General features: G+C 62.4%; 31 protein-coding genes and 1 tRNA gene. 9 read left to right on the top strand and 23 right to left on the bottom strand.

What is annotated here, in order from left to right; translation table 11 throughout:
* Window positions 1-24: 24 nt before the first annotated feature.
* Window positions 25-963: a class I SAM-dependent methyltransferase gene (locus OKW39_RS07140; protein ID WP_429335950.1), complete on the bottom strand. Its 939-nt coding sequence runs from the start codon at window positions 961-963 to the stop codon at window positions 25-27.
* Window positions 964-1,865: 902 nt separating this feature from the next.
* On the opposite strand from OKW39_RS07140, the gene OKW39_RS07135 reads away from it, so the two are divergent.
* Together OKW39_RS07135 and OKW39_RS07130 are read left to right on the top strand one after the other, a co-directional pair.
* A complete protein-coding gene (locus OKW39_RS07135; protein WP_429562331.1) occupies window positions 1,866-2,390 on the top strand; it encodes a hypothetical protein in 525 nt (174 codons plus the stop codon).
* 6 nt (window positions 2,391-2,396) lie between these two features.
* Window positions 2,397-2,789, top strand: a complete 393-nt coding sequence (locus tag OKW39_RS07130; RefSeq protein ID WP_244144823.1) for a hypothetical protein — start codon at window positions 2,397-2,399, stop codon at window positions 2,787-2,789.
* A gap of 717 nt (window positions 2,790-3,506) precedes the next feature.
* On the opposite strand, the gene OKW39_RS07125 is transcribed toward OKW39_RS07130, so the two are convergent.
* Complete coding sequence (locus tag OKW39_RS07125; protein ID WP_429362058.1) at window positions 3,507-3,764, bottom strand: hypothetical protein; 258 nt, start codon at window positions 3,762-3,764, stop codon at window positions 3,507-3,509.
* A gap of 195 nt (window positions 3,765-3,959) precedes the next feature.
* Here OKW39_RS07125 and OKW39_RS07120 point away from each other — a divergent pair, with 195 nt between their 5' ends.
* Window positions 3,960-4,835, top strand: a complete 876-nt coding sequence (locus tag OKW39_RS07120; protein WP_429362057.1) for a hypothetical protein — start codon at window positions 3,960-3,962, stop codon at window positions 4,833-4,835.
* A 10-nt stretch (window positions 4,836-4,845) separates the two neighbouring features.
* Complete coding sequence (locus tag OKW39_RS07115; protein WP_429362055.1) at window positions 4,846-5,262, top strand: DUF4279 domain-containing protein; 417 nt, start codon at window positions 4,846-4,848, stop codon at window positions 5,260-5,262.
* A 992-nt stretch (window positions 5,263-6,254) separates the two neighbouring features.
* Here the strand turns inward: OKW39_RS07115 and OKW39_RS07110 are convergent.
* The 13 genes from OKW39_RS07110 to OKW39_RS07050 all read right to left on the bottom strand — a co-directional run bounded on the left by OKW39_RS07110 (window position 6,255) and on the right by OKW39_RS07050 (window position 13,307).
* Complete coding sequence (locus OKW39_RS07110; protein WP_429363770.1) at window positions 6,255-6,473, bottom strand: HGGxSTG domain-containing protein; 219 nt, start codon at window positions 6,471-6,473, stop codon at window positions 6,255-6,257.
* Window positions 6,474-6,713: 240 nt separating this feature from the next.
* On the bottom strand, window positions 6,714-7,091 hold the full coding sequence (locus tag OKW39_RS07105) for a single-stranded DNA-binding protein (protein ID WP_429362054.1): 378 nt from the start codon (window positions 7,089-7,091) through the stop codon (window positions 6,714-6,716).
* Between the two features lie 103 nt (window positions 7,092-7,194).
* Window positions 7,195-7,458: a hypothetical protein gene (locus OKW39_RS07100; protein WP_429362053.1), complete on the bottom strand. Its 264-nt coding sequence runs from the start codon at window positions 7,456-7,458 to the stop codon at window positions 7,195-7,197.
* Between the two features lie 125 nt (window positions 7,459-7,583).
* Window positions 7,584-7,964: a hypothetical protein gene (locus OKW39_RS07095; protein ID WP_429362052.1), complete on the bottom strand. Its 381-nt coding sequence runs from the start codon at window positions 7,962-7,964 to the stop codon at window positions 7,584-7,586.
* Window positions 7,961-8,296, bottom strand: a complete 336-nt coding sequence (locus OKW39_RS07090; protein ID WP_429362051.1) for a hypothetical protein — start codon at window positions 8,294-8,296, stop codon at window positions 7,961-7,963. The genes OKW39_RS07095 and OKW39_RS07090 overlap by 4 nt, the downstream gene beginning before the upstream one ends.
* A 288-nt stretch (window positions 8,297-8,584) precedes the next feature.
* Complete coding sequence (locus OKW39_RS07085; protein ID WP_429562330.1) at window positions 8,585-11,359, bottom strand: DUF927 domain-containing protein; 2,775 nt, start codon at window positions 11,357-11,359, stop codon at window positions 8,585-8,587.
* Entirely contained in the window at window positions 11,352-11,696 is a 345-nt protein-coding gene (locus tag OKW39_RS07080; RefSeq protein ID WP_429362047.1) for a hypothetical protein, read from the bottom strand. The genes OKW39_RS07085 and OKW39_RS07080 overlap by 8 nt, the downstream gene beginning before the upstream one ends.
* Entirely contained in the window at window positions 11,689-11,934 is a 246-nt protein-coding gene (locus tag OKW39_RS07075; RefSeq protein ID WP_429362046.1) for a hypothetical protein, read from the bottom strand. Before OKW39_RS07075 ends, OKW39_RS07080 begins: the two co-directional genes overlap by 8 nt.
* Window positions 11,924-12,385: a hypothetical protein gene (locus tag OKW39_RS07070; RefSeq protein WP_429562329.1), complete on the bottom strand. Its 462-nt coding sequence runs from the start codon at window positions 12,383-12,385 to the stop codon at window positions 11,924-11,926. The genes OKW39_RS07075 and OKW39_RS07070 overlap by 11 nt, the downstream gene beginning before the upstream one ends.
* Window positions 12,378-12,641: a hypothetical protein gene (locus OKW39_RS07065; protein WP_429362042.1), complete on the bottom strand. Its 264-nt coding sequence runs from the start codon at window positions 12,639-12,641 to the stop codon at window positions 12,378-12,380. Before OKW39_RS07065 ends, OKW39_RS07070 begins: the two co-directional genes overlap by 8 nt.
* Window positions 12,634-12,831: a hypothetical protein gene (locus tag OKW39_RS07060; protein WP_429562328.1), complete on the bottom strand. Its 198-nt coding sequence runs from the start codon at window positions 12,829-12,831 to the stop codon at window positions 12,634-12,636. Before OKW39_RS07060 ends, OKW39_RS07065 begins: the two co-directional genes overlap by 8 nt.
* Window positions 12,832-12,859: 28 nt before the next feature.
* Window positions 12,860-13,081 (bottom strand): hypothetical protein, encoded by a 222-nt coding sequence (locus tag OKW39_RS07055; protein ID WP_429362039.1) that lies wholly within the window; start codon window positions 13,079-13,081, stop codon window positions 12,860-12,862.
* The gene (locus OKW39_RS07050; RefSeq protein ID WP_429562327.1) at window positions 13,074-13,307 is read right to left on the bottom strand and encodes a hypothetical protein; all 234 of its coding nucleotides are present in this window, start codon (window positions 13,305-13,307) and stop codon (window positions 13,074-13,076) included. Before OKW39_RS07050 ends, OKW39_RS07055 begins: the two co-directional genes overlap by 8 nt.
* A 339-nt stretch (window positions 13,308-13,646) precedes the next feature.
* On the opposite strand from OKW39_RS07050, the gene OKW39_RS07045 reads away from it, so the two are divergent.
* Together OKW39_RS07045 and OKW39_RS07040 are read left to right on the top strand one after the other, a co-directional pair.
* On the top strand, window positions 13,647-13,919 hold the full coding sequence (locus OKW39_RS07045) for a BrnT family toxin (protein ID WP_429362038.1): 273 nt from the start codon (window positions 13,647-13,649) through the stop codon (window positions 13,917-13,919).
* 19 nt (window positions 13,920-13,938) lie between these two features.
* The gene (locus OKW39_RS07040) at window positions 13,939-14,163 is read left to right on the top strand and encodes a BrnA antitoxin family protein (protein ID WP_429362036.1); all 225 of its coding nucleotides are present in this window, start codon (window positions 13,939-13,941) and stop codon (window positions 14,161-14,163) included.
* Window positions 14,164-14,506: 343 nt separating this feature from the next.
* On the opposite strand, the gene OKW39_RS07035 is transcribed toward OKW39_RS07040, so the two are convergent.
* From OKW39_RS07035 to OKW39_RS07000, 8 genes are all read right to left on the bottom strand, one after another.
* Window positions 14,507-14,806 (bottom strand): XRE family transcriptional regulator, encoded by a 300-nt coding sequence (locus tag OKW39_RS07035; RefSeq protein ID WP_429362035.1) that lies wholly within the window; start codon window positions 14,804-14,806, stop codon window positions 14,507-14,509.
* Between the two features lie 140 nt (window positions 14,807-14,946).
* Window positions 14,947-15,177 carry a helix-turn-helix domain-containing protein gene (locus OKW39_RS07030; protein WP_429362034.1) on the bottom strand — a complete coding sequence of 77 codons (231 nt, stop codon included), beginning with the start codon at window positions 15,175-15,177 and terminating at the stop codon, window positions 14,947-14,949.
* On the bottom strand, window positions 15,177-15,890 hold the full coding sequence (locus tag OKW39_RS07025) for a KilA-N domain-containing protein (protein WP_429362033.1): 714 nt from the start codon (window positions 15,888-15,890) through the stop codon (window positions 15,177-15,179). Before OKW39_RS07025 ends, OKW39_RS07030 begins: the two co-directional genes overlap by 1 nt.
* Before the next feature lie 2 nt (window positions 15,891-15,892).
* Window positions 15,893-16,150, bottom strand: coding sequence for a helix-turn-helix transcriptional regulator (locus OKW39_RS07020; protein WP_429362032.1), 258 nt, complete (start codon window positions 16,148-16,150; stop codon window positions 15,893-15,895).
* Window positions 16,151-16,359: 209 nt separating this feature from the next.
* Window positions 16,360-17,385: a hypothetical protein gene (locus tag OKW39_RS07015; protein WP_429362031.1), complete on the bottom strand. Its 1,026-nt coding sequence runs from the start codon at window positions 17,383-17,385 to the stop codon at window positions 16,360-16,362.
* A gap of 213 nt (window positions 17,386-17,598) precedes the next feature.
* Entirely contained in the window at window positions 17,599-18,819 is a 1,221-nt protein-coding gene (locus OKW39_RS07010) for a tyrosine-type recombinase/integrase (protein WP_429335968.1), read from the bottom strand.
* A gap of 164 nt (window positions 18,820-18,983) precedes the next feature.
* Window positions 18,984-19,058, bottom strand: a tRNA-Arg gene (locus OKW39_RS07005).
* A gap of 204 nt (window positions 19,059-19,262) precedes the next feature.
* Window positions 19,263-19,454, bottom strand: a complete 192-nt coding sequence (locus OKW39_RS07000; RefSeq protein ID WP_090803595.1) for a rubredoxin — start codon at window positions 19,452-19,454, stop codon at window positions 19,263-19,265.
* A 307-nt stretch (window positions 19,455-19,761) separates the two neighbouring features.
* Between OKW39_RS07000 and OKW39_RS06995 the strand changes: the two genes are divergently transcribed.
* The 3 genes from OKW39_RS06995 to OKW39_RS06985 all read left to right on the top strand — a co-directional run bounded on the left by OKW39_RS06995 (window position 19,762) and on the right by OKW39_RS06985 (window position 24,675).
* A complete protein-coding gene (locus OKW39_RS06995; RefSeq protein ID WP_187611043.1) occupies window positions 19,762-20,163 on the top strand; it encodes a DUF4399 domain-containing protein in 402 nt (133 codons plus the stop codon).
* A 156-nt stretch (window positions 20,164-20,319) separates the two neighbouring features.
* A complete protein-coding gene (locus OKW39_RS06990; RefSeq protein ID WP_429336617.1) occupies window positions 20,320-22,254 on the top strand; it encodes an ATP-binding cassette domain-containing protein in 1,935 nt (644 codons plus the stop codon).
* A 435-nt stretch (window positions 22,255-22,689) separates the two neighbouring features.
* Window positions 22,690-24,675, top strand: coding sequence for a DNA topoisomerase IV subunit B (locus tag OKW39_RS06985; RefSeq protein WP_090805631.1), 1,986 nt, complete (start codon window positions 22,690-22,692; stop codon window positions 24,673-24,675).
* Window positions 24,676-24,716 lie beyond the last annotated feature (41 nt).

The raw sequence follows: 24,716 nt of genomic DNA, 5'->3' as shown, positions 1-24,716 counted from the left end.
TGGAGCCGCTGGACTGGCGCCGTCTCAAACGCGTTTCGCGATCACCGTCGTCGAACTCGCAATGTCGAGATTCTTTTTTGCGCTTAGCTGCTTCACAAACGATCGATCCAGCAACGTCGGCGGTCCTTGCAGAATTTCTTCGACCGTGAGCGCCTTGAATTCCTTCAGCGCATTCTCGTCGAGACCATCGGCCCATTCGCTCATGATCCAGTAAATCGACCAGATGGCCGATGTCGATTCCGGTACGTACACACGTTCGACATTGATCGCAGATCCGAACAGGTTGAGAATCCCCTCGGCTGTCATGTTGTAGTAGTGATGCGGGTAGCCGTGAGTAGGTTGAGTGAGCGGAACCACCACGACCAGATCGCCTCCTGGCTTCAACACGCGAAGAATCTCTTTAGCGGCAGTGAATGGGTCCTTCACATGTTCGAGGACATTCAACGACAGAAGGCCATCGAACGATGCATCTTTGAATGGCAGAACTTCGCCGACACCGCGCACATCGGTGGATGGATAGTTGGTGATGTCGAAATTGATCACGTTTTCGTAGATCGCGGGACGGCTGCCGGCCCCACAATCCAGAATGATCCCCGACGGATGGCGCTCGATCATACCCAGTGCATCCTGATCGTACAGATTGCTTCCGGCCAGTTCCGAGTCGTAAATGTCGAACTGGGAGCGCAGATCGGGCGACAAAAAATCGAAAAATTTTCCGTCGTCACTAAATGGCATATCAGTGCGAAGGACAGACGCTATTCTTTTTCTTCGTTCCTGCCTGGATTGGGCCGCCACCAGTGCATCTTGCCTGCGATGACTTTCGGCGCTTCCGAAAACTTCGAAATGCGATCTTCCCGATCGTAATGCGCCGAGCCTGACAGCCTCAGCGACGTCCGGATTTGCGGCGAGATAGGCCTGCTCACAAAAATTCAACGTGGTAACGCATTCAAGCGCTTGATCCATGTCGGTCCTCGGAAACGTTTCGAAGTCGGCTCGCCGATTATAGCGATCTGAGATTTACGGGAGCGGCCTGATTTTCCGGGGTTGTCGAACGGGTGGTTCGCCTGGAAGGCGGATCGGCAACGAAAAGCACCGGTGGCGGTTGGTCGCCCTGACAGAATTCATACGTCAAGGCTGGCGGTGTTTGCGGGGAGTTTTCGATTTTGTTGTGCCCCCCACCTGTGCCCCTCGAATCGGTCTCCTGAGGAAAAACGTGTGCGATTCCTGTGTGACCTGGATGCGGCGCAATCGATCGCGGGGCGATTGATTTGCTTGTATAGCCCCCTAAAGCGGGGCTGCTTCATATCCGGCGTCACATAAGAGAGTAGTTTTTCGCCGCTTCGCCGCCTCAGTGCTGCTCCGCATTCAGCAGCATCTAGACTCGTCTCCTCCTTGCAGGAATCCTTGCAAGTCCGGTTTTTCGTCCGGCCTTTTCGGCGCTTCGACACGCGCACGGCCGTGCGTGGTGACGCATGGCGGACCGGCGCAGGGACGAGTGTCAACGATTGTGTCGGATCTGTCGCTCCGTTCCCGGCTTTGTGCTACATAGCCTCTTCAAATCGCTTTTGGAGGAGGCACAAGTTGATGGGATTACAGACAGATGGCGATTGACTTCGACGTCGGAACGCATCGGCGCTGCACGCTCTACACGCGACATGAGTATCACGGTAATGCCCTGAGCAACGAGGCGCGCGCCGGCCGCCAGCTCATTACCTCGGCAGGATTGCGGGAACTCACGCGCGACAGACGTCAGCTAGCGCGGCTCGTCGAATTCATGCGCAACGCGCGCAGTGGCGCATACGCGAGTAGCGCTGCTCCAGAGCAGACCGCGCCGGGCGCTACAGAGCGCCGTCGAACGTGGCGATGTGATCGCAGTCGTGCCCACGCCGCGTACGTCGCGCGGAGGCGGTGCGCCTATTGAGCAGAAGATCCGGCCGTACCACGCGACCGTCACGCCGTCGCAGCTATTCAGGCGCTCGCTGCCTGTGGTGAGTGCCGGGCGTTCATTCCAGCGTCCAGTACTTCCGCGACTGGCCGCCGACGATGATCTCGCCATCTGGTTCGCCCGCCCCGGTGACGTGCTTCCGGATGGAACCATCGCTACGCCGGTATCAACGCCGCTTGGCGATGCGCAGGCGTTCGACTATCAGCCCGACATGCCGGGTGGTGCAGCAGATGAAGTTGCCGGGATGCCGTTCAAAGGCACGCCGGGGACGTGGATCTCCAGTATGCCGGGGACGATGCCGCAGTTGCGTCAGTTCGGGCCGAATGGCACGCCGCTAGCGGACTTTGACCTTGAAGCGCACCACAACAATCCAAATCCGCACGCGCACAATTGGGACGGCTACATCCGCGACGAGGGCGCGCCGGTCTCCTTACTCCCTTGGTAAATCGATATGACGGATGAAATATTGAAGGCGTGGGGCTATTTCCACGATTGGTATCTGGACAGCGTGGTCATTGGCCCGAATACCGAGCCCCGGACGCTGACGCTAGGCCTGTACCTTGCCAACAGGCGCGCGTTGGTCACGTTCAACGGCGTGACGTGTGTTTCGGTTGAGCATCTTGGCTTGCTGAATATCGTCTACGGCATTCACATCGTTGCCCCGGACGACGCGAAGCACGCGCGGGCCAGTGCTGTGCTCGAAGCTGGAGAGCGACTTACCGACAAGAAAGCCGCACTGCTTGCTTTCATCTATTCCACTCTGGGTGCCGAACTCGCGATTGAGTGTGACTCGCTTGAGGTCCATGAGACCGACGGCGGAACATGTGGCCCTCGGCTCCCGTGATCGCAAAACGAAAGCGCGACCGCCTCGCTGGCGAGCGTGGTTGCTTCGTTCAGAAGTACGCGCGTAAGGCGCACGCCGGGCATGATCGGAACAACCGCCGATACGACAGGGAGATCGAGAAAGCGATGCTGGCGGTACGCGCAGACGAGCTTTCCCAACTGCTGTCCGGCGACGGCAACGAGGACGAACTGCCAGAAGCGCTGAGCGGCACGGTGGAGATTGACGAGTACCGCTAGAGCGGGCACGAATGGATGGACTAGTGGCAATCGAAATCCAGGCGAGAGCCGGCAACCTTTGTGTGGTCTATGCTCGACCGGAATATTGCGGCGACGCCGGGAGTAGTGAGGTACGCGCTGGCCGCAAACGCATCGTCACTGCCAGCCCGACCACTTTGGCGAGGGACGAACCGCAACAGGTGAAGCTCGCTGAATTTCTGCGCGCTGCCTCCGCACCGTCTCACGTTCGCGGCGACTCGTCAGTGCAGATTGGGCCCATGTTCAATACTTTTCTGGGCAACGCCGGGAAGCTATCTGGTCCCTGACAGCTCTCACATTGTCGACGTAATGCGTTACTGAGTAAGGTTATTCATGTCGATCGCTATTGCAGATACCCCCAAAAGTACCCCCAATTATTTTTGCTGCCCCGTTTATCCACAAGCAAGCGGCCATGGATCAACGTTGCGTTGACAACCATCGGACACTTGCCATGGTGGCCTGCTCAGTCCAGATCGAACAGCGCCCGATCGGCGGGGCGTGACACGTACTCGTCCATCATGGCTTTGAATTCGGCCTCGTCGAATTCGCCGCGATCGACGCGCCGCAAGATCGCTTCGCCGGCGAGCATGGCCTTTCGCTCGCGGTCGGCCTTCGTCTGTTTGTAGGTGGCGCGGCTCGCCTTCTGCGCGGCCTTGCGCGCCGCCTTCATTTCGTCGAGCTTCGCGTCGGTCGCGGCGATGCGCTTTTTCAGCAGGTTCATGGTGAGCTCCGTTGTGTCGACGGGGCGATTCTGGAGCAGGAGCGGTCGCCGTGAAGCCGGGTATACCCGCCAGCAATGTCATATTTTGTCAGCCGCTCTGAACGTCCCTGTTTCGTGCTACGTATACCCGCCTCAGATTGAAGCGGAGGAGACACGGCATTTCCGGAATGGGGGCAGTCGTACAATGCGCTGCACGTGCCACTGACGAGCGACTGGCAATGCGCGCTGGTGCCGGCGCACGATGTGCAGGAGGTGGATCGCGGCTGGAAGCTCTCTTACGAGGAGCGGCAGAAAGCGCGCAAGGAGCGCGAAGAACAGATCGAACAGGACCAGCGGGACTTCGACCGGCTGTTCCGGGTCTCCACGCGACGCCGCGATGCACGCGGCTGTAGTGACTTCAGCACCTATGCCGCCTTTATCAGCGAGCACCTGAGCATCTCGTGCCTGGGCGCGCCAGTCGACGGCGAAAGCGTGACGCGTATCCTTCGCGACGCGGTACGCGATGGCCGGCTCGTGCCTGCCATCAACCGTGCATGGCGGGGTAGTCGCCGGGTTGCCCGGCCCTACGGGCCGCAGAGCTGGCCGAAGCGGGTGCCGGACACGAAGCCGACCGTCTACGGGTTTCTCGACGGCCAGCTAGTACCGTTCGGTGCGGACGGACGTCTTATCGAGCGCACGCCATACGCGTCGCCCAGCTCCAGCAGCAGGTTTGACTGGCTGGGCGCGGTCGGAGCAATGGCGGGGGCCGCAATCGGCGGCGCCCGGTTCGCCGTTAATGGCGGCAACGGTGCAGGCGCGATCGCGAACCCGACGCTACTCGGCGATGCGAAGCCGTTCGCGTATGTGCCTGAGGCGTTGAGCGGCGATGTCGTTGAACTCGCCGCGAGCACGAACAACCCAAACTACGCGGCGAAGATGCTGGGGTATGACCGCAAGACTTTTGGGGCTATCTTGCACAGGTTCAAGCCGGGCAATGGCTTGGGGCCAGCCGATAACGTCATCTGGCATGACAACGGCGACGTGTACTTTAATGGTGACCACATCGGAAATTTTCATGACTGGGCAAACTGAGGCCACTCCAATGGCAGATCACCAACTCGCGCACGCGACCTTTTACATATCCGGCGACTCATTGGAGCCAGCCTTTTGGACGGCGTATTTCGACATCAAGCCGGATACAGCGATTACCAAGGGACAGCCGTTCACCACACCGTCTGGGCGAGCGAGCAGCGCGCCGGGCCGCGTTGGCCTTTGGGGCGTGCGCAGTGAGGGCGCAGTTCGTAGCGATTCACTTGAGCCGCATTTGCGTTACCTGATTGGGCGCCTGAATCTGCCGAGAGCGGAGCTTGGTCAACTGCTCGCAGACAAGGGACTTCGGATGCGCTTCTTCTGTTACTGGTACAACGAGAGCGGCGATCGCGTGCCAGACGTGCCCGACGATATCCGCGTGATGATGGAAGGAATGGGCGGCACGGTCGAGATTGACGAATACCGATAGCGCAGCAAGCGCCCAAATGCAAAAGCCGACCCTCGCGAGTCGGCTTTTTTGTGCTGGTCTTTCCCGGCTGCCAGTTCGACGCCGGACTCGAATTCTGGCGGCGCGTCTGTGTGATCGCGTGGCGCCCTTCAAGCGACGGTTAATGCCGTCCGCCGCCCCTTTTTATAGACGGAAAAAACCCCGTCTCGCGCGCGCGTGATGGACTGAAGAAAGTCGGCCCGCATTAACTACCCGGTACAAACGGGTGGTGTTTCGTGCGAACTTTCGCAGCAGCGGCTAACCGCGCGCGGCCTTGCGCGACAGGGCTTTGCGGACGTCTCCCGCTTGCACCTATTCGTGCTTTCGTTCGGCCTTATGCAGCCATTGCCGGGTCGTCCGCACCCTGTACCTAGACACTTTGCGGCCCGCGCCCGCGTGGTGGAGTCCGGGTTTTTTCCGTCAGAGCCCCCGGTTTGCGTAGCTGGGAATGCGTCCGGGGAGCCCGTCCTGTCGGCACTCACGGCGTTTCTTTCCCGTTTCGCTCCTTTTAATAGGGGAAAAAAACTCCCGGTCTCCGTGGTAACCGAGCAAGTGGTAACCGGCGCCAGCCCCGTCAGATGGGCGGTTTCCGTGGCAACCTGAGTGGCAACCTCACGCGTGGCAACCAGCCGCTCTGCTTGGCTGGCGGGCCTTCGCGGGGCGCTTCCGGTGGCAACCGGTCCCCGCTTGGTTCGCAGTCTGCAAGGCCGTTTTCCGTGCGAACCTGAGCGCGAACCAACGGCCGCGAACCAGCCGCAAAGCCGTGACGGGCGGCGCGCTCGCCGTGGTTCGCACTGACCGATGGCTACCAGCGTGCGAACCGCCCAAACCGTGGTAACCAGAGTGGTAACCGCCAGCGTGGTAACTGCGTTTTCCGTGGATACCTGAGTGGCTACCGCGCGGCGCGGCATGGTTTCAATACCGCTCAAACATGGACGCCGCATGACACGCGGATATTAACTTTTATGAACCGCTCATGGGCTCCGCTTCCGTTTGGGTGCGTGGCCGTTGCGTGCGGCCCGTGCCTTGCCCTCGGGCGTGGTGGGTCCGGTCGAGAGCCCGCCGTGCAGTTTGCACCGTCCGTTCGCGTACAGGTCGACGCGCTTGCAGGGTGTTCCGACCCGGGTCTTCGCGCCGCACCGAAGCCCGAGCAGATCATCAGGGAAGGGTGGGCAAACGGGGAGTGCCGGCATGGGCGGCCGCCCGGCCCGTCGAGGCCCGGAGATCACAAGGTGGTCAAGCCATCGCGCGTGGGCGGCACGTTCGAGCTCGTCGCGCAGTGCCCGCACGCGATCGCACTCGGCGTAGTGCGCTTTCAGGCGTCGCCGCTTCTCTGCGTCAGTCGTCATGGTGGCCCCTCTGTGCAAACGCGCGCGCGTGGTGGACTGAAGAAATTCGGGATGCCGACGCAATCGCTGCGCGCCGCCGGGCTTTCACAGATCGTCGTCCATGTCACGATGCGCGCCGTCGACCGGGCCGGGTTCTTCTGGCTGCACGGCCTTGCGCTTGCGCCGCACGTGATAGGCGGTCAGCACCGCGTGCGCCACCATGTCGAGCGCCGGGCGGGCTTCGCCGTGCCTGTCCGTCCAGACCTTCGGCGAAAGCGTGCCGGCCAGCGCCACAGCGTCGCCGTCCTCGAGCGCGAGCAGCGCGGCGGCGGCCGTATCCGAAAACGTGATGACGTTCACGAACAGCGTTTCTCCGTCGCCGCCGGCGGCGCGCACCTTCGCCGTGACGAACGTCTTGCCACTCTGTCCCGTGCGTGTTTGCGCGGTGCCGTACAGCTTCCCCGCGATCAGCCCATCGATCATGCAATTCACCTCCGTGATTGAGTAGCCGCCGCGACTCGACAGCGCGGCTCGCCATCTGCCATCAGGAAGCGGATGCGACCGGACACCGCTTTCGGTTCGCACATCATTGTGCGCCCCCCTCGATATCCGAGCGATAGGGCGGCAACCCGAGCGAAGAGGCCGTCACGTTCATCTGACGATGCATGACATTCAGCGCCACCATGACACCGCGCAGGATCGTCTGCGTTTCGTCGTTCAGGCTGTCGCCGCGGTCGCAGAGGTGCTGCGCGATAGTCGCCTGCATGGTCAACAGATCCATTCCGCAGTTCTCGCTCAACAGGAGCGTCGCGGTTGCATCAGCCAGTTCGTACTCGTTCTGAATCGTCATTGCATTTCCTTCGCGGTGAAAAACAGGTCATTGATCACGACGGCCTCCCGTACTGGTTTCCGATGCTGTGTCGCCGTGGCGCATCGGTTCGCGGATGCGCTCCGTCATCGGCGCACCCTCCCTGGCTAACGGGTCGCGGCCGTGCCTCGCGCCTCCGAATAACCGCGCTTCGACAGATCCTCGTTCGCGCGCCAAGCGCGGCGGCGCAACAGCGCGCGCGCCTCGCACTCGGCGGAGAACTCGGCTACGCGCTCGCGGAAGTAATGCAGATTCGGCAACAGGTCATGCAACGGCCCGCGCATCGCACGCGCCAGCACTTCATCGCGATATGACGCGGGCCAGTCCTCGGCATCGGCCATGTCTTCGATCAGTTCGGCCAGCTCGGCGCGCATCCCGAACATGTCATCGGGTGACAGGTGCGGTCCCCACGGCAGATGCGCGCCGCCGTCCGGATCGACGGGCGCTCGCACTCGGGCGGTGAGGGTTTTCGGGGTGCGCTCACTCATCGCAGCCTCTCATCGGGCGAGCGCGACGGTTTCTTATCAAGCGCGATGCGCGCGTCGATCTCAGCCTCCGCCACATCGAGCCGCTCCCGGTAATGGTGCAGGTTGGGCAGCAGATCGCTTACCGGCGCGTGTAGCGCCAGATACATGACGCTGCACAGGAACTCCTCCGCCCAGCATTCGTAAGCGGCCACCTGCTCAACGAGCTCTACCAGATCGCCGCGCAGGCCGAGTATTTCATCACCCGACAGACGCAGCCCCCAGGGAAGCCTGACGCCCGCCAATGGAATGACTTTCTCGCTCCAAGGCGATCCATTTGGATTTTCATAAAACATGTGTGCCTCCCTTGTCCGGTTCCGCGAGTTGACGGATTCGCCCCACCCACTCTTTCTTGAGGCGTAACTCACGTAACTGGCGTAACAGCCCTATGCGGTAAGGGTTTGCGCGGTTACGCCGGCTTTGGACTGGGCGTAACCCACGTAACGGATGGTGTGGTTGATGACATTGGGTTACGTCAGTTACGTCATCACTGAACCCGGCGTAACCGCTGAAAGCCTTTGCTGGTGGGCTTGTTACGTTGGTTACGTGAGTTACGGCACAAAATGCAATGTCCGCTGTGAATTTCATTCCCCGCCTCCCTCGATCGCGCTGGGGTCGATGTGATAGAGGCGTTTCTTCCTTTCTGGCGTGTGCGTCACTTTCGCAATCTCCACTTTGCCTCTATCAGCAATCGCGCCCGCTTCGTCGAGCGCGCGCAAGGCCCGATTGAAGTCGTTGCCCTTTGTCGCTTCGCGCAAGCCTCCAGACGTGAACAGGTACAGTCGCCGCTCGCCGTCCTGTTTCCAGTACCCAGCGCGATCGCGGATCAGGTCGGCGCTTCCCTCGATGTTCGAAAACCGGCTGTCGCCGTAGCGGTCAATGAAGTCAGCCACCGCGCGCAGGATGGCGGCGTGCTCCGCGCTTTGACCGCCGGGGGGACGTTCCCTGCGCCAGAGGTTGAACGCATGAAGGGCGGCGCGGGTCGGTTCATCCGATTGCCACGGCACGATGCCCCAAGCGATCGCCATTTCCCCGGCCAGCGCACACACCGCGAACAGACGCGCCGCCCGCCGCTCCTGTCCCTCCGCCGCGTCGAATCTCTCCAGAAGACCATGCAGCGCATCGGCGAGCCTAAAATCAGCGCGCAACTCGCGCACCAGCGCCTCAATGAAGCGCGGCCCGGCGTGGCCGTAGTGTGTCGCCGCCATTGCGCGCATTTCGTCCGACAGCGCGCTACCCGATGCGCGCCCGTGCAGTGTTTCGAACACGCCGTATGTGCCGGTGACTGGCACGTCCAGCAGGCGCACGGCCTGGCCCGCCTTCGCCTCGATGCCGCCGGCCGCCATGCGTGCCGCAACGGTCGGTTCGCCCGTAGAGAGCACGAAAACGCGCCAGCGCGTCGCCTGCCGGGCCTCACCGTGCCGGTTCGCGCGTGTTTTTCCCATGCCGTTGGCAAGCGCATAGGCTGTCTCGTACAGGTCGTGCGGCTTGATCTCGCCGATCTCGTCCAGCATCAGCAGTGTGTCTGAGTGGAGCGCAGCGGTACCCTCCAGACCATTTGAAGTCGCCCGCCATTTCCTCTCAAAGCGCGGACTGCCCCAAATGCTGATTGCGGCCCGCGCCGCTGTCGTCTTGCCGTGTGACGAGTCGCCGTACAGGTGCGCACCGCCTCCGTCAATGTTCAACGGACCAAGTAAGGGGCCGGCGAATCCGGCGCACATGGCGAACACCAGCAGCCGGTTATCGACGGCGAGCGCCGCGAGCTCGCGCCATTGCTCGAACGTGCCGGCGCTCGAATACGGCGCGGTGCGCCCGGTTGACTGAAACCAGATATCGTCTGCGCCGATCACTACTTCGGGTAGAACGAATGCGCCGGCGTGCCAGCCTGTCACGCTCGCCGCACGCATCGTCAGCTTTGGATGCTGGCCCGCGATATAGCGCGGCACAGCCTGCCGGTCATTCAGATCAAACACCAGCCCTTCGGACAGCAGCACGGCGCGCACCTCGTTTCCGTCGCCAGCGAGCATGGACATGGGCATCGCCCATTTCTTGCGCCTGCCGGCCGGCGACAGCAGCTCGAGCAACCGGCCATACTCGGCGTCTTCCTGATTGCGCGTGATCGCCGCGACCCACAAGGGCGAACTGATCCACTTGTCGACCATCTCCGGCGGCGCGTCGCCCTTGCCGAGCTTGACGCCATGCCAGTAAACACCCGGCTTCATCCGCCTGCCGTCAATCTCCTCCCACGCGTCATAAACGCGCCAGCACGGACGCTCTTCGATGCGGGGGAAACTGGCTGAACCACGATCCATTTCCCCTGCCAGTTCGACGGCTTGCGCACTATCAACGCACGCGCGTGCCACTTCGGCACCGCGCAGTACGAACAGGTCATTGATGTCGGTCGCGTCGTCCGGACGGTCATCGCCGAAGTCAGGGATAACCAGCGCGCCGCCGACGGACTGGGCGGCTTCAAGTGCCTTTCCGGCTCCGTTGCCGATCTCGCCGTGAATCAGGATCACGGCTTGGGGATAGGCGGCTCGCATCGCCTCGGCTACCTTCGGGAGATTGCCTGCCGACAGGGCGGCTACCGCAAGGTCCGTCCCGTAGAGCTGTTGATGCGTAAGCGCGCTTGCCACGCCTTCGGCGATCGCGATCCTGTGCACCGCGTCGCCCGGCTGCGAAGCGAGCCAGTACGCGCCGGCCTTTGTGCCGCCAGACAACGCTGTCTTGCGGCCGTCCCCGTCGATCATCTCCAGGCTCGTCACACCGTCCGCGGTTTCAATGCGAACGAGCAGCACGCGTGCCGTGAGCGGAACGTCTCCCTGTTTCGGGGGATAGTTCAGCAGCGCCGTCAGGTGCTTTATGTCAAGCTCGCGCAGCGTGGCGGGCGCGGTTAGTCCCTTGCGTATCAAGTACGGATGATCGTCGCGGGCCGGTGACGATTTCGCCAGCACCGCGAACGCGAGTGTTGCCGCCGCGCGGGCGCGCGTCAGGCGCTCGGCCTCCGCCTTTTCGGCGCGTGCGGCGCGATCTGCCCGGCGCCTCTCGATCACCGCAACATCGACGGCGGGCGCGGCGTGATTTGACAGCTGGAAGCCGTAATGCTTTGCGATCCCGTACAGCGTGCCGATGGTGATTCGGCCGTCTGTACTCAGTGAGCGCCACGTGTCGCGTACGTCAGCAACGCTGTAGCTCGCGCCGCCCCTGCTCCACAGGTCGAATGCATCGAAACCGCCGTCGCCGAGCTCGTGTTTCAGGGCAGCGCCGATGCGCCACCACTGTTCCCGCTCGATGTCGGGTGGGATGGCGGCGAGCGCCGCCTCGATGCGTTGCTGTTCGTCCATGATGAGTTCACTCATGCGGCACCTCCTGCGCGCGTTCGATCTCGCGCCTGAGTGTGAAAAGAATTGATGCCGCTTCGTTGCGAATGCGGAACGAGTCGAATGTGCGGGCATCGAACACAATCGCTACGGTGTAGTGCGGGATTGCGGCCACCGTGAACGGCTCGCGCGGCTCGCTGTAGTCGGAGCCCTGCAGGCGCGCTCGCTGACGTTCTGCGGCCTTTGCCAGTGCGTCGACAATCTCCACGGCGTCTACATCGATCATGTGCGGGGCCACGCGCTCGACGGCCACATAGAACGTGAACAGGTACGGCCATTCGGTCGAGAGCTTCAAGCGGTAGGCGCACTCAGGCATGGGCCGCCTCCTGTGATATGGCGGGCGCGGTGTCGTTACCTGCTATCGCGCGGTGCGCGGTATCAAGGCGGCGGGTGATGCTCTCCGAGAGTTCCGCCGTGACGGTGTAGAACTCCTCCGGTTCCAGACCGCCGCCGCTGAACTGCACGCCGATCAAGGAGTCGAGCGCGTTGAGCACATTGGTCGCCTGTTCGAGTTCGGCCAGTACCTCGCTGTGTATTGAGGAGTTAGCGCGCATGGCCTGCTTCCTTTGAGGAGTCCTCAGTGCTACGCGCACACGAAGAGGCGGCCGGTTTTGTGCGAGCGTTCCGCGCTTTTGCCTCGGGACTCGTGCGCGCCGCTTCCAGTTCGCCCGACAGACGCTCACGCAATACGAAGTCCGCCTCGCTCGCGACGAGCGACAGCGACCCAATGATCGTGAGCGTGTCCGCCGCGCCCCACAAAACCTGTTCGATGCAGCCTTCGCCGAGATGGGGGGCGCCCCCCTTGCTGTCGCAAATCAGATTTGCAAGGCCTGCGAGCGTGTCACTCAACGTGCCGGCCATTGTCTGCGCCGCGTCGGCTGCACCGCCGAGCCATTCAAGGTCAGCGGCCGCAAGGGCGGACATATCGGTGCGATCCCGGAGGAAGTCGATGAGGGTGGCGGCCGTCACACGTTGGCGCACGGGATTCTTTGTGTTCTCAGACATGGGAGGCCTCCGGCGATTGGAGAAGGCTTGTGCGCGTATCGCGGGCGAGGCGTTCAACAAGGGAAAAAAGCGTCGTCCGCTCGATCGGGTTGAGGTTGCCAACGGCGATGATCGTATCGTCGTCAGCGAGTAGCGCGGTCAGCGCAACCAGCTCGCCCAGTCGCATGGTCGCGGTGTCGAAGGCAGCTCGTGCCGTGTCGGTCGCTTCAATGCCCGCTTCGAGCGCGGTGTCCATTGTGGTGATGGTGTTAGCCATGTGCCACCTCCATCTCGCTGGCCAGCGCAGCGCGAATGTCGCCCAGGCGATCTTCGAACAGGCCGAACAGCGCGACCTGCGCGGTGGTCGACATGCCGGCGAACTGTTCTGCTACTTCTTCGAGGCTCAGCAGACTGGCGAGCGCCTGCAATTGATCGACGCGGATAACGGCGGCGTCCTGCTCGGTCATGCTGCTTTCTTGCTGTGTGCGTGCGAGGTTAGACATGGCTCACCTCCGCGCGCTTGAGTTGCTTTTGCAGGAGGTTGCGGGCGAGCGCGACAAAGCGCGGGGCATCCTCGGCGTCGATCCGCAGTTCGCCGTAGCTCGTCTGAATCGTGAAGCCTCGTTCCATGTCTGGAACCTGCTTTGCCAGTGCGTAGCCGATGCGGTCGATTTCCGCGTTCATGGACTCGACTGTTGCTGTCGTGTTCTTACGCATGGCGGCCTCCGCTTACCGTGTAGGAGTACTCAGCGCTGTGCGCACGCCGAATTGCGCCGGGATTGTTTGCGGACATCTCCGCCAGCAAGCGCAGCGCGTCGCCGGTAATGTCGAGTGCATCCTGATAGGTCGGCGCGAGCGCGGCGGCGCGCAGCGCTTCATTGACGATATAGGTGAGGTTTTGCGGGAAAGACGGTTGCTCAGGACGAGCGGGGGCGTGGCGCATAGTGCGGCCTCCTCTGACTGGGTTAAAGACCCGGTCGCCCGCTGTCAAACGGGGTGGCCGGGCGCAAGGCAGGGTTGACAGACCGGCGTCAGAGGAAACCGGCGTGCGCGAACGCACCCCCACCAAGGCCCGACCATTGAAGGCGGCACAAAGCAGACGGACGTAAAAAAACCGCGCTGAGGCGGCTGTCCGCCTCCGACTATTCAGGCTGTCAAACCCGGTCGCTGCTGTTTCAGCGACGGGGCCAGAATAGCGCCACGCGCCGCCCGGCGTCAAGCGAATTTTTGTGATTACAAATAAAGCTTGGCATGACAAATAAACGTTAGTACAATAAATGCCATGCAAATCGAATTCGACGCCAACAAACGCGACCGGGCACTGATGGAAAGGGGGCTGGATTTCGCGCGCGCCGTCGAGGTTTTCGCGGGCACGCATTACACAGCCGAAGACTTGCGCGAGGGCTACAACGAGCCCCGCTTCATTACCGTAGGCACGCTGGACGGGCGCATGGTCGTCATGGTCTGGACGCCTCGCGGCGAGGCTCGCCGCATCATCAGCATGAGGAAAGCAAATGAACGTGAGCAAGCGCGCTACGCGCACCGAATGGGTTGACCCGGACGACGCGCCGGAATTGACCGACGAATTTTTCGAGCAAGCCGACCAGTACGAAGGCAACCGGCTCGTGAAGCGCGGCAGGGGTCGCCCGCGCGGTACGACCAAAACGGCGACAACCGTGCGATTCGATGACGATGTACTTGAAACCTTGAAGGCGAGCGGCCCGCGTTGGCAATCGCGGCTCAATGCGCTTGTGCGTGACTGGCTCAAAACGCACAAGCTGGAAGAGATTGAGGTGTAACGCGCCGCCGCGCCGCCGGCGGCAAACCGCAAGGAGGGTCCAGCGATGTTCAGATCCAGACTGCACCGCGCGCTCGTGAAGCGGGGGCGCACGACGATGGATAGTCGGCGGCTCGATCGCGAGGCCGCGGCTCGATACGGCCCCTCCCAATCGACGGAGAGAGAGCCGCAATCGGACGTGCCGCGCTTTGGCGTGAGGCCATCGCGGCACTGATTGCGGCCGCTGACACGCGCGCGTTGCAAACCAGCGCTGGGCTTCGCTTTGTCCGCCGGACAGCGGGCAATAGCCATTCTCGACAGGCCGCCTTTCAACGGGCGGCCGTTTTTTTGCCTGCCCAATGCGGCTACTTCGGTTCGCGGGCCTTGTCCGCTGACGACTCCGAATTCGCGTCCAGGTCGATCGTTGCGCCCACTTCGCGCATCAGCGTCAGCACGTGATCGACCTGCGCAGGAGAGAGCGCTACCAACGCGCAGGCCATAAACAGGTTCGCTGGTGGAATCCCCTGTTGTTTCGCTTCCTCCGCATACTCGCGCCAGCGACGTGCGCTCTTCAGGCCGAGAATGTTGGCCATCTGCGCGCCGGAAAAGCCGAGCTTCTCCTTCCATTGTTTCAGTTGCGCCACGGATGGCGGTTCGTAGAGCATGGCGTGTCAATCCAGTGCGCACGGCGGCGCAAACGTAGGGTTGCATAGTATGGTTCCTTTCGGATAGCGGCCGCGCGGATGCGCTGCCCATACGGACAAATGCAGGCGGATTCCGCCTAGGTGTCAAGCAATGAGCCATGCTATCGGCCCTCCAACGCGTACAAGCCCACGCGGTGACGCTCGCCGGCCTCGGTGGTGCGCCACACCCACGAGGTCGTGATGCGGTGGCCGAGCTTGCGCAGCTCGAACACGCGGCGCGGCGGGTGGATGATGTCGAGCTGGCGGCTCGCGTGCTGCGTGTCGATCGGGCCGCGCTTGAGGGCGCGGAGCAGACGATCGCGCTGGCTGGCGGCGGAGTTGCGGTCGCTCATCAGAGGTCTCCCGCCAGCAAGCCGCCGACGACTAACGGCAGTTGCGCACGCTCGCCGCCGAGCTGCGTGCGATGGGCTTCGATGCGCGCAAAGTCGGCGGGTGTTGCGGTGCCCGAGAGCAGGCGGTCGCCGAAAGCGGTAGTGTCCGCGACCTGTGCACACGTCATTTCGCGCGCGTGGGTCACGCCTGCGAACAGGTCTAGCGCTTCGTACACTGCGCCGAACGGGAGACGATGACGGGCGACGATGGCGGCGGCGACGGTCAACAACGGTTCGCGGTCCGGCGTCGTGCTGCGCGAGCGGGAATCCTTTTCCAGCAGGCTCAAGCCGCCCCGCAGGATGTGATCGATTTGCAGATCGCACCAGACGGCGAAGCGGGCGCTGCACCAGCGGGCCAGCAGGACGCCTAGCTTCGGATGCAGGCGCGTCCCGCCGATACGGCCGCGCTGGGTGCGGATTAAATCCCCCGAATCGTGGGAATTTATGGCGGCTGCCAATGCGGCTATGTATTCCTGTGTCTCTGGGCTTCTCAGCCAGCTATCCAGACGCTTACCGAAACGGGCGGCGACCTGCGTAGCGTTGATCCAGCCATCTTTCGTGAACTCCACGAGCTCGCCGTCGTACTCGATGCGCAGCGCGGTATCATTGGCGCGGGTCGTCAGGGCTGCACTCTTCGCGGGAGTGCGGCCCTTTTCATTTTTGGTCGTCGCCATGCTCAGGCCTCCGCACGGTAGTTCGCCGGGTCAGCAAGCCATCGGTGCAGCTCCCGGTTTTTCCAGGCGACACATCGCGCCGAGCCGAGCTGCACGCGTTTCGGGAAACGCCCTTTGAGTTCGCGCTGGCGGACCGTCTCGTGACTCATGGGAATGATGCGTTTCAGATCGTCCCAGCGCGTGTAGCCGTCGAGCGGCAGCGCCTGCGATTCGGATTGAGCACTACCGGTCGGCGGTGCGCTGCGATGATTTGCGACCATGTGAGAACCTTTGTGGTTCGTTGAACATGGCTCGCAGCGTAGGGGGCGCGCTGTGTCGCAGAATAGGTGGGCGGATTCAAAAAACTCACCCACCCATTAAGGCTAATAGGTAGGTGAATTTGAGCGTAATGGGTGGGGGGATTTGCTCTGCGATTTCGAGGGAATCGCAGAAAATCCAATGCCAGCAAGGATCAGAATGGGTGGGGGGATTATTTCCCAGGAGTTTTGGGCGCGCCGCCGCGCTCTTTCCAGTTTGCAACTTTCGCGGCCTCTTCAATTGCTGTCTTGTTCGGGCCGTTCTTGTCCCAAAGTCCGAGTGCCGCCGCGTTCGTGGTAAGCCATTGCGTGAGCGCCTGTTTGGGGTGTTTCCCTTGAGGGTCAGTTACAGCCTCCCACGCATCGATGGCAGCTGCAAGTTTGGGTGCAAAGCGATCATGTGTCATGTCTCGATAGCCTTGCATTTCTTCCAGTGATTTAAGGCGCGCGATCTCTGCATGTGCGGTCTGTAGCTGGCGCGCAAGGTCATCGCGCTCCGCTTCGGCGGAGCGCATCCGCTCCATTAGGCGTTCAGCGTCGTTCCTCGGTTGCGGGCTCGGATCGGGAATCGGCCAAGTGTGTTGCCGCCGGTCGCACCATGCGCGAATGTCGGCGTGAGGGAGCATCTGTTCCGAGTCCTGATGGGCCGACCAGCTGGACGCATTGATTTCCACATGGTTAATCGCATCGATCAACGCTCCGCGCCATTCAATGATGCAGCCGTAAATCTCTCTCGGAAGCTCATTCCAATCCGTCAAAGGTGGAATTCCGGCAAGAATATGGGCTGCATCGTGCAGCGATATGTCGTGACGCCCCTTGTAACGTAGCATCCAATCAGGAATCGCCGTTTTGCCTCCCGACGCTATTCGCTGCACCTGTTCAATGATCCGGCCGTAGTCGGATGGCAAGATTCGCCAGTTAGTCCAACCTCCCGGGTCACACTCCATGTTGGACGCGTAGCCCGACATGACGAGTGACGCCATCATTTGATCTCGGTTTTCAGCTTTGCTGAGTGGAAACCATAGCCCCGGAAAATCCTCCGAGTCGAGATATAGCTTTAGATCAAGATCGGCTGAGATTCGCTGAACCACGTTGGCGGCTCCCTGCCGATCTATTGCCAAGATCGTCTCAACTTCGGCCCACGCATCGATGACTCTCTTCAGATCGCCACCTAGTACAGCTTGAGATAATTCGCTCATTGCGTCCCTGCACGCAAAGCCTTATGAGGAACCGCACCAGCCGGGTAAGGGAGCCCGGTTTTCGCCCCGTCGAGCTAGGCGCGGTGTGACTTGCCGGTTGCCGGTACGTGGCAACGATTGTGGATGATTGTACTTTTGTTTGCCCCACCATTAACGCAATGCGGCGTCAGGGTTTGCGTGCAAATGCGATGTGGGGGCAGACCACAGAGGGCTTCACGCCGCCGAACCGAACTTTCCAGTAACCACTTTCCCGCCAGCCCGCGAAGCTTCGATAAAGTCGGACCAGTGCTGCATCATCTGGCGTCGCTCGGGCAGATATTCGGCGTGGACGTATGCCGCCGTGACCTGATTGCGTTCGGCGTGCGCTAGCTGGCGGTCTACGAGGTCACGCGAGTAGCCCATTTCCCGCAGCGTCGTTGCGGCCAGCCCCCGGAACCCGTGCCCGGTCATCCGGGATTTGTAGCCCATCCGGTACAGCGCGTAGAGCATGGTGTTATTCGAGATGGGGCCACGGCTTTGAGGGCTATGGAACACGTGATCCCGGTTGCCGTTCATCTCGCGTAGTTGCTCGATAACGGCGAGTGCTTGGCGACTCAACGGCACGATATGCGGGGTGCGCATCTTCATACGCTCAGCAGGGATGCGCCACTCCGCCGCGGTAGTGTCGAACTCTCCCCATTTCGCGCCGATCAGTTCGCCAGTCCGGACGAACGTGATAGCCATCAGTTCGAGCGCCAGCCGGGTTATAAGGTCGCCGCTATATCCGGCAATGTCCCGCATCAGTTCCGGCAGTTCCAGCGCCTTTACGCGGGCCATGTGTTGTACTCCCGGCCCTTTCTTCAGGATGACAGCGGCGTCAACGTCGCTTGCCGGGTTGCGGGAGCATCGCCCGGTCATGATTGCATACTGGAACACGGCGCGGCTGCGCTGCAATATCCGCTTCGCTGTCTCGCGGACGCCTCGGGACTCTATGGTTCGCAGCAGTTCGACCAGGTGGGGAGCCTCTATATCAGCGAGAGGCTTGCTGCCAAGGGTGGGGAACACGTCCCCCTCCAGCGAGGCAATAACCTTTTCGGCGTAGCCCGCCGTCCATCCGCCTCGTTGCCCCTCAAACCACTCCCGCGCCACCGCCTCAAATGAATTCGCGGCGCTCAGGGCGCGCAAGCGCTTGTCATCCTTTTTTGCCTCGCCCGGATCAATTCCATCCACCAGTAGCTCACGCGCCTCGTCGCGCTTCTTTCTTGCCGCCGCCAGACCAACATCGGGATAGACGCCGATCGCTAACAGCTTTTCTTTTCCGGCAACCCGATATTTGAGCCGCCAGTACTTCTGGCCCGCCGGTGTTATGAGAAGGAACAGGCCGCCGCCGTCGAACAGCTTGAGCGGCTTCTCGGCGGGCTTTGTGTTCTTGATCGCGGTGTCGGTCAGTGCCATTTGGGGGTATCTGAAAGAGGGGGTCGATTGATACCCCGATAAGTACCCCCGCAATACCCCCGCTGTCAATGGTGAAACCTTGACGACGTTGGCAACAAAAAACCCCGCTAGGCTGGGCTGGGCGGGGTTTTGTGGTGAAACGTGGCGAACGTTTGGAGCTTAGTTGGTCCCCCTGACAGGAATCGAACCTGTATCTAGCGCTTAGGAGGCACTTGTTCTATCCATTGAACTACAGGGAGAGGACCGAGCCGGACAGATCGGCGAGCGCAGAGTATATCAAACCGGCGCGGGCAAGAGGAGAGCCAAGCCAGCAGCCGCCCGCGCCTCGCACAAATCCCGCAAAAACAAACCCCCGAAGACATCGCCTGCCGGGCCGCGAAAACCACCTGAGCATCTGACGAAGCGCACGCAACCGCGCCTATCGCCCCAAGCTCATCTCACTGTCAAAACTCCACCACCGCGAACTCCGCCTTGCCCACGTCGCACAGCGGGCAGCGCCAGTCTTCCGGAATGTCGGCGAAACGCGTGCCCGGTCCGATGCCTTCTTCGGGCAGACCGTCTTCCTCGTTGTAGATCCAACCGCAAATCAGGCAGACCCAGCTCTTGAATTCCGTCACTTCGATTACTTCGCTCACGACACGCTCTCTCGTTCAATGCAATGGCCGGCTTGCTCTGCCCCTTTATGGGGCGGCGCGGCGACCCGCAATATTACCGGAATTTGTCAAATCAGCCGCAGACGACCGAAGCGGCGCCGCCCCAACGCCTCTGCGGCGAGCCCGGGTTCGCGCGACGGGCCTCGTCACACAAGCCGTGTACGCTTTGACCTGCAAGCCATTCGATTGGACAGATGTGGCGCTCGCTTCGCACGTATTGAGACGATCGGTCTCGGAGAGGCCGCTGGCGGCGCCGCATCGCCGGGTTTCGTTTCCAAAGGAGAAAGCGATGTTTATAAACCGATGGTTGGTCGGCGTCGCGGCGGCTGGGCTACTCGCCGGGTCAGGTGTGGCGCAGGCGGAGGGCGTGACCTTCGTGCAACCGGCGGACGGCGCGACCGTCACCAATCCGGTGCACGTCGTGTTTGGCCTTGACGGCATGAAGATCGCGCCCGCCGGCACGCTGACGGACGGCACCGGGCATCATCACCTGCTGATCGACGGCAAGCCGCTGCCGAAGGGCGAGGTCGTCCCCGCGACCGACAAGTCGCTGCACTTCGGCAAAGGCCAGACTGAAACCGATCTGACGCTGCCGCCGGGCGACCATACGCTGACGCTGCAATTCGGCGACGGCGCGCATCGCTCGTATGGGCCGGAGATGAGCAAGACGATCACGGTGCACGTCAAGTAAGCAACTGCTTGAAAGGCCGGCCCGGCCCGCGCCGATAGCGTTGCACACTGTGTCGCGCGCTTCATCGCACGGATGTTCCCGCCCGGCATACCTGCGGCCGGCCCTACGCCCGGTACAATGAGCAGTTCCGACTCATCGCTGTCTTCTCCCATTCCCATGTCGCTTTACACCATTACCGGAGCGCAGCTCGCGTTCGGTCACGTCGCGCTGCTCGACCACGCGGATTTCTCGCTCGAAGCGGGCGAGCACGTCGGGCTGATCGGGCGCAACGGCGCGGGCAAGTCGTCGCTGTTGAAAATCGTCGCCGATCTGGCCAAACCCGACGACGGCCTCGTCACGCGTCAGCAGCATCTGAGCACGGTCTACGTGCCGCAGGAGCCCGAGTTCAACGCCGACGACACCGTGTTCGACGCGGTCGCCGCCGGACTCACCGAGGCGCGCGCGCTGCTCGACGAATACGACGCGGTCGCGCATCAGCTCGCCGACACGCCCGAGGGCGCCGAACACGACGCGCTGCTCGCGCGCATGAACACGCTGCAATCGTCGTTGGACGCCGCGGACGCATGGAATTGGAGCACGCGCGTCGCGACCACGCTGCAGCAGATCGGCCTGAACGGCGAAGCCCGTATCGGCTCGCTGTCGGGCGGCATGCAGAAGCGCGCCGCGCTCGCGCGCGCGCTCGTCGTGCAGCCCGACGTGCTGCTGCTCGACGAGCCGACCAACCATCTCGACTTCGACGGCATCCGCTGGCTCGAAGATCTGCTGGTGTCGCTGCGCGCTGGGCTGCTGTTCATCACACACGATCGCGCGTTTCTCGACCGCGTCGCGACGCGCATCGTCGAGCTCGATCGCGGGCGGCTGCTGTCGTATCCGGGCAATTTCTCCGCGTACCAGACGCGCAAGGCGCAGCAGCTGGAAGTCGAGCGCATCGAGAACGAGAAGTTCGACAAACTGCTCGCGCAGGAAGAAGTGTGGATTCGCAAGGGCGTCGAGGCACGCCGCACGCGCAGCGTCGGCCGCATCGCGCGCCTCGTGCAGATGCGCAACGAGCGCGCCGAGCGCCGCAACGTGCAGGGCAACGTGAAGCTCGACGTCGGTCAGGGCGAGAAGTCCGGCAAGATCGTGGCGGAACTGACGGACGTGACGAAGCGCTATGGCGAGCGCGCGGTGGTGGACCGCTTCACGGCCACGGTGATGCGCGGCGACAAGATCGGCTTCGTCGGTCCGAACGGCGCGGGCAAGACCACGCTGCTGAAGCTGATCCTCGGTGATCTCGCGCCCGACGAGGGCAACGTGCGCGTCGGCACGAATCCGCAGGTCGCGTATTTCGATCAGATGCGCGCGGCGCTCGATCTGGAAAAGAGTCTCGCGGACACGATCAGCCCCGGCAGCGAGTGGGTCGAAATCAACGCCCAGAAGAAGCACGTGATGAGCTATCTCGGCGACTTCCTGTTCGCACCGGAGCGCGCGCGTTCGCCGGTCAAGTCGCTGTCGGGCGGCGAGCGCAACCGGCTGTTGCTCGCGCGCCTGTTCGCGCGCCCGGCCAACGTGCTGGTGCTCGATGAACCGACCAACGACCTCGACATTCCGACGCTCGAACTGCTCGAAGAACTGCTGATCGACTACGACGGCACGGTGCTGCTCGTCAGCCACGACCGCGCGTTTCTCGATAACGTCGTGACGTCGGTGATCGCCTCGGAAGGCGGCGGCAAGTGGCGCGAATACGTCGGCGGCTTCACGGACTGGCAGACGCAGCGCGATCGCTCGGAGCAACTCGCGCTCGAAGCGCAGAAAGAATCGAGCAAGGAAGCGCCGAAAGAAGCGGCGCCGAAGGACAGCGCGTCGGGCCGCAATGCGCAGCGCAGCGCGAAGCTGTCGTTCAAGGAGCAGCGCGAACTGGAGGCGCTACCGAAAATGATTGCCGACCTCGAGGCCGAACAGAAGGCAATCGGCGCGCAGCTCGAAGACGGCTCGGTGTTCGCGAAAGATGCACGCGAAGGCGCGCGTCTGACCGAGCGCTATGCCGAGATCGACGAGGAGTTGATGCTCGCGCTCGAACGTTGGGACGAGCTGGAAAACCGCGTCAAGTAACGCGGCGTGCGCGGCCGGCACAAAAACAACAGAAAGCGCCGCCGCGCACGGCACCGAAATTCAGCCGGCGCGCGCCCCGTGCATTTTCCGCCGATACCGATCGCGCCGCCGTCCTGCGAGCCGTCCATCCTCCATTGCATGTCCCCCAACGCCCGCCGCGCCTTATCCAGTCGGCCAATTCAGCGCGGGGTCAATTGCCGCGGTGATCGAAATCAGTACAATACCCCGCGAACAGGCTTCCCCGGCGGGCTGTGCGTCCATCTCCGGCATTCGAGCGCGCCAACGGAAGCCGCGCGACAAAACAGCTTGCCCGCATCGCGGGCGCTCCACCTAACCCCGTTGTTTCGTTTCGCTTTTTTTGAATACTCAACGCATTGTCCACGGCCCTGTCCACAGGACCTGTGGACAACGATGAACCGACGCACCGAGTCAATCATGTCTACGAAAAAGCCAAACGCCGCGTATAGCGAAGCGTCGATCAAGGTGTTGAAGGGTCTGGAGCCGGTCAAGCAACGACCCGGCATGTACACCCGCACCGAGAATCCGCTGCACATCATTCAGGAAGTCATCGACAACGCATCGGACGAAGCCCTCGGCGGTTACGGCCGGCAAATCACGGTCACGCTGCACGCGGACCATTCGGTCTCGGTCGACGACGACGGCCGCGGCATTCCGTTCGGCCTGCACCCCGACGAAGGCGTACCGGTCGTCGAAATCGTTTTCACGCGCTTGCACGCGGGTGGCAAGTTCGACAAGGCCGCCGGCGGCGCCTATACGTTCTCGGGCGGTCTGCACGGCGTCGGCGTGTCGGTCACCAACGCGCTGTCCACGCGGCTCGACGTCACCGTGTGGCGCGACGGCAAGGTCGCCGAACTGAGCTTCGCGCACGGCGACGTCGCGAAGCCGCTCGAAGTGCGTGCCGCCACCAAGGCCGACAAGAAATCCGGCACGCGCGTGACCGCGTGGGCCGATCCGAAGTACTTCGATTCGCCGAACCTGCCGCTCGGTGAATTGCAGCGTCTGTTGCGCTCAAAAGCGGTGCTGCTGCCGGGCGTCGAGGTCACGCTCGTCAACGAGAAAACCGGCGAGCGGCAAAGCTGGAAATACGAAGACGGCCTGCGCGGCTATCTGCTCGAAGGCATGAACGGCAGCGATCTGCTGATTCCGCTGTTCGAGGGCGAGCGCTACGCGGAAAGCTCGCGTTCGAGCGAAGAGACGTTCGCCGAAGGCGAGGGCGCGGCGTGGGTCGTCGCGTGGAGCGAGGAAGGGCCGCTCACGCGCGAGTCGTACGTGAACCTGATTCCTACGCCCGCGGGCGGCACGCACGAGTCGGGCTTGCGCGACGGTCTTTATCAGGCGGTCAAGAGCTTCGTCGAGTTGCACAACCTGCAGCCGAAGGGCGTGAAACTGCTCGCCGAAGACGTGTTCGCGCGGGTGTCGTTCGTGCTGTCGGCGAAGGTGCTCGATCCGCAGTTTCAAGGGCAGATCAAGGAGCGCCTGAATAGCCGCGATGCGGTCAAGCTCGTGTCGTCGTTCGCTCGGCCGGCGCTCGAACTGTGGTTGAACCAGCACGTCGAGCATGGCAAGAAACTCGCGGACCTCGTGATCAAGCAGGCGCAGGCGCGCACGCGCGCGGGGCAGAAGGTCGAGAAGCGCAAGAGCTCGGGCGTTGCCGTGCTGCCCGGCAAGCTGACCGATTGCGAATCGACGGAAATCGGCCGCAACGAGCTGTTCCTCGTCGAGGGCGACTCGGCGGGCGGCTCCGCGAAGATGGGCCGCGACAAGGAATACCAGGCGATCCTGCCGCTGCGCGGCAAGGTGCTGAACACATGGGAAACCGAACGTGATCGCCTGTTCGCGAACAACGAGGTGCACGACATTTCAGTGGCGATCGGCGTCGATCCGCATAATCCGGACGACAAGGTCGATCTGTCGAATCTGCGCTACGGCAAGATCTGCATTTTGTCGGATGCGGACGTCGACGGCTCGCATATCCAGGTGCTGCTGCTCACGCTGTTCTTCAAGCATTTCCCGCAACTGATCGAGCGCGGTCATGTGTGCGTCGCGCGTCCGCCGTTGTTTCGCGTCGATGCGCCCGCGCGCGGCAAGAAGCCCGCGCAGAAGCTCTATGCGCTCGACGAAGGCGAGCTCGAGGCGATTCTCGACAAGCTGCGCAAGGACGGCGTGCGCGACAACCAGTGGTCGATCAGCCGCTTCAAGGGTCTCGGTGAAATGAGCGCCGAGCAGCTGTGGGACACGACGATGAATCCCGACACGCGCCGCCTGCAGCCGGTCGCGCTCGGCGAACTCGACTACGATGCGACCGTCGCGCGCATGACGATGCTGATGGGCAAGGGCGAAGCGGCGTCGCGCCGCAGCTGGCTCGAAGAGAAGGGCAACGAAGTGGAAGCGGACATCTGAGCGCATTGCGCCTCAATGCGGCATACGACACTTCAAGCCAA

Source organism: Paraburkholderia sp. MM6662-R1 (assembly GCF_050436245.1).
GTDB classification, from domain to species: domain Bacteria; phylum Pseudomonadota; class Gammaproteobacteria; order Burkholderiales; family Burkholderiaceae; genus Paraburkholderia; species Paraburkholderia tuberum.
This window is presented reverse-complemented; position numbering and strand designations above follow the sequence as displayed.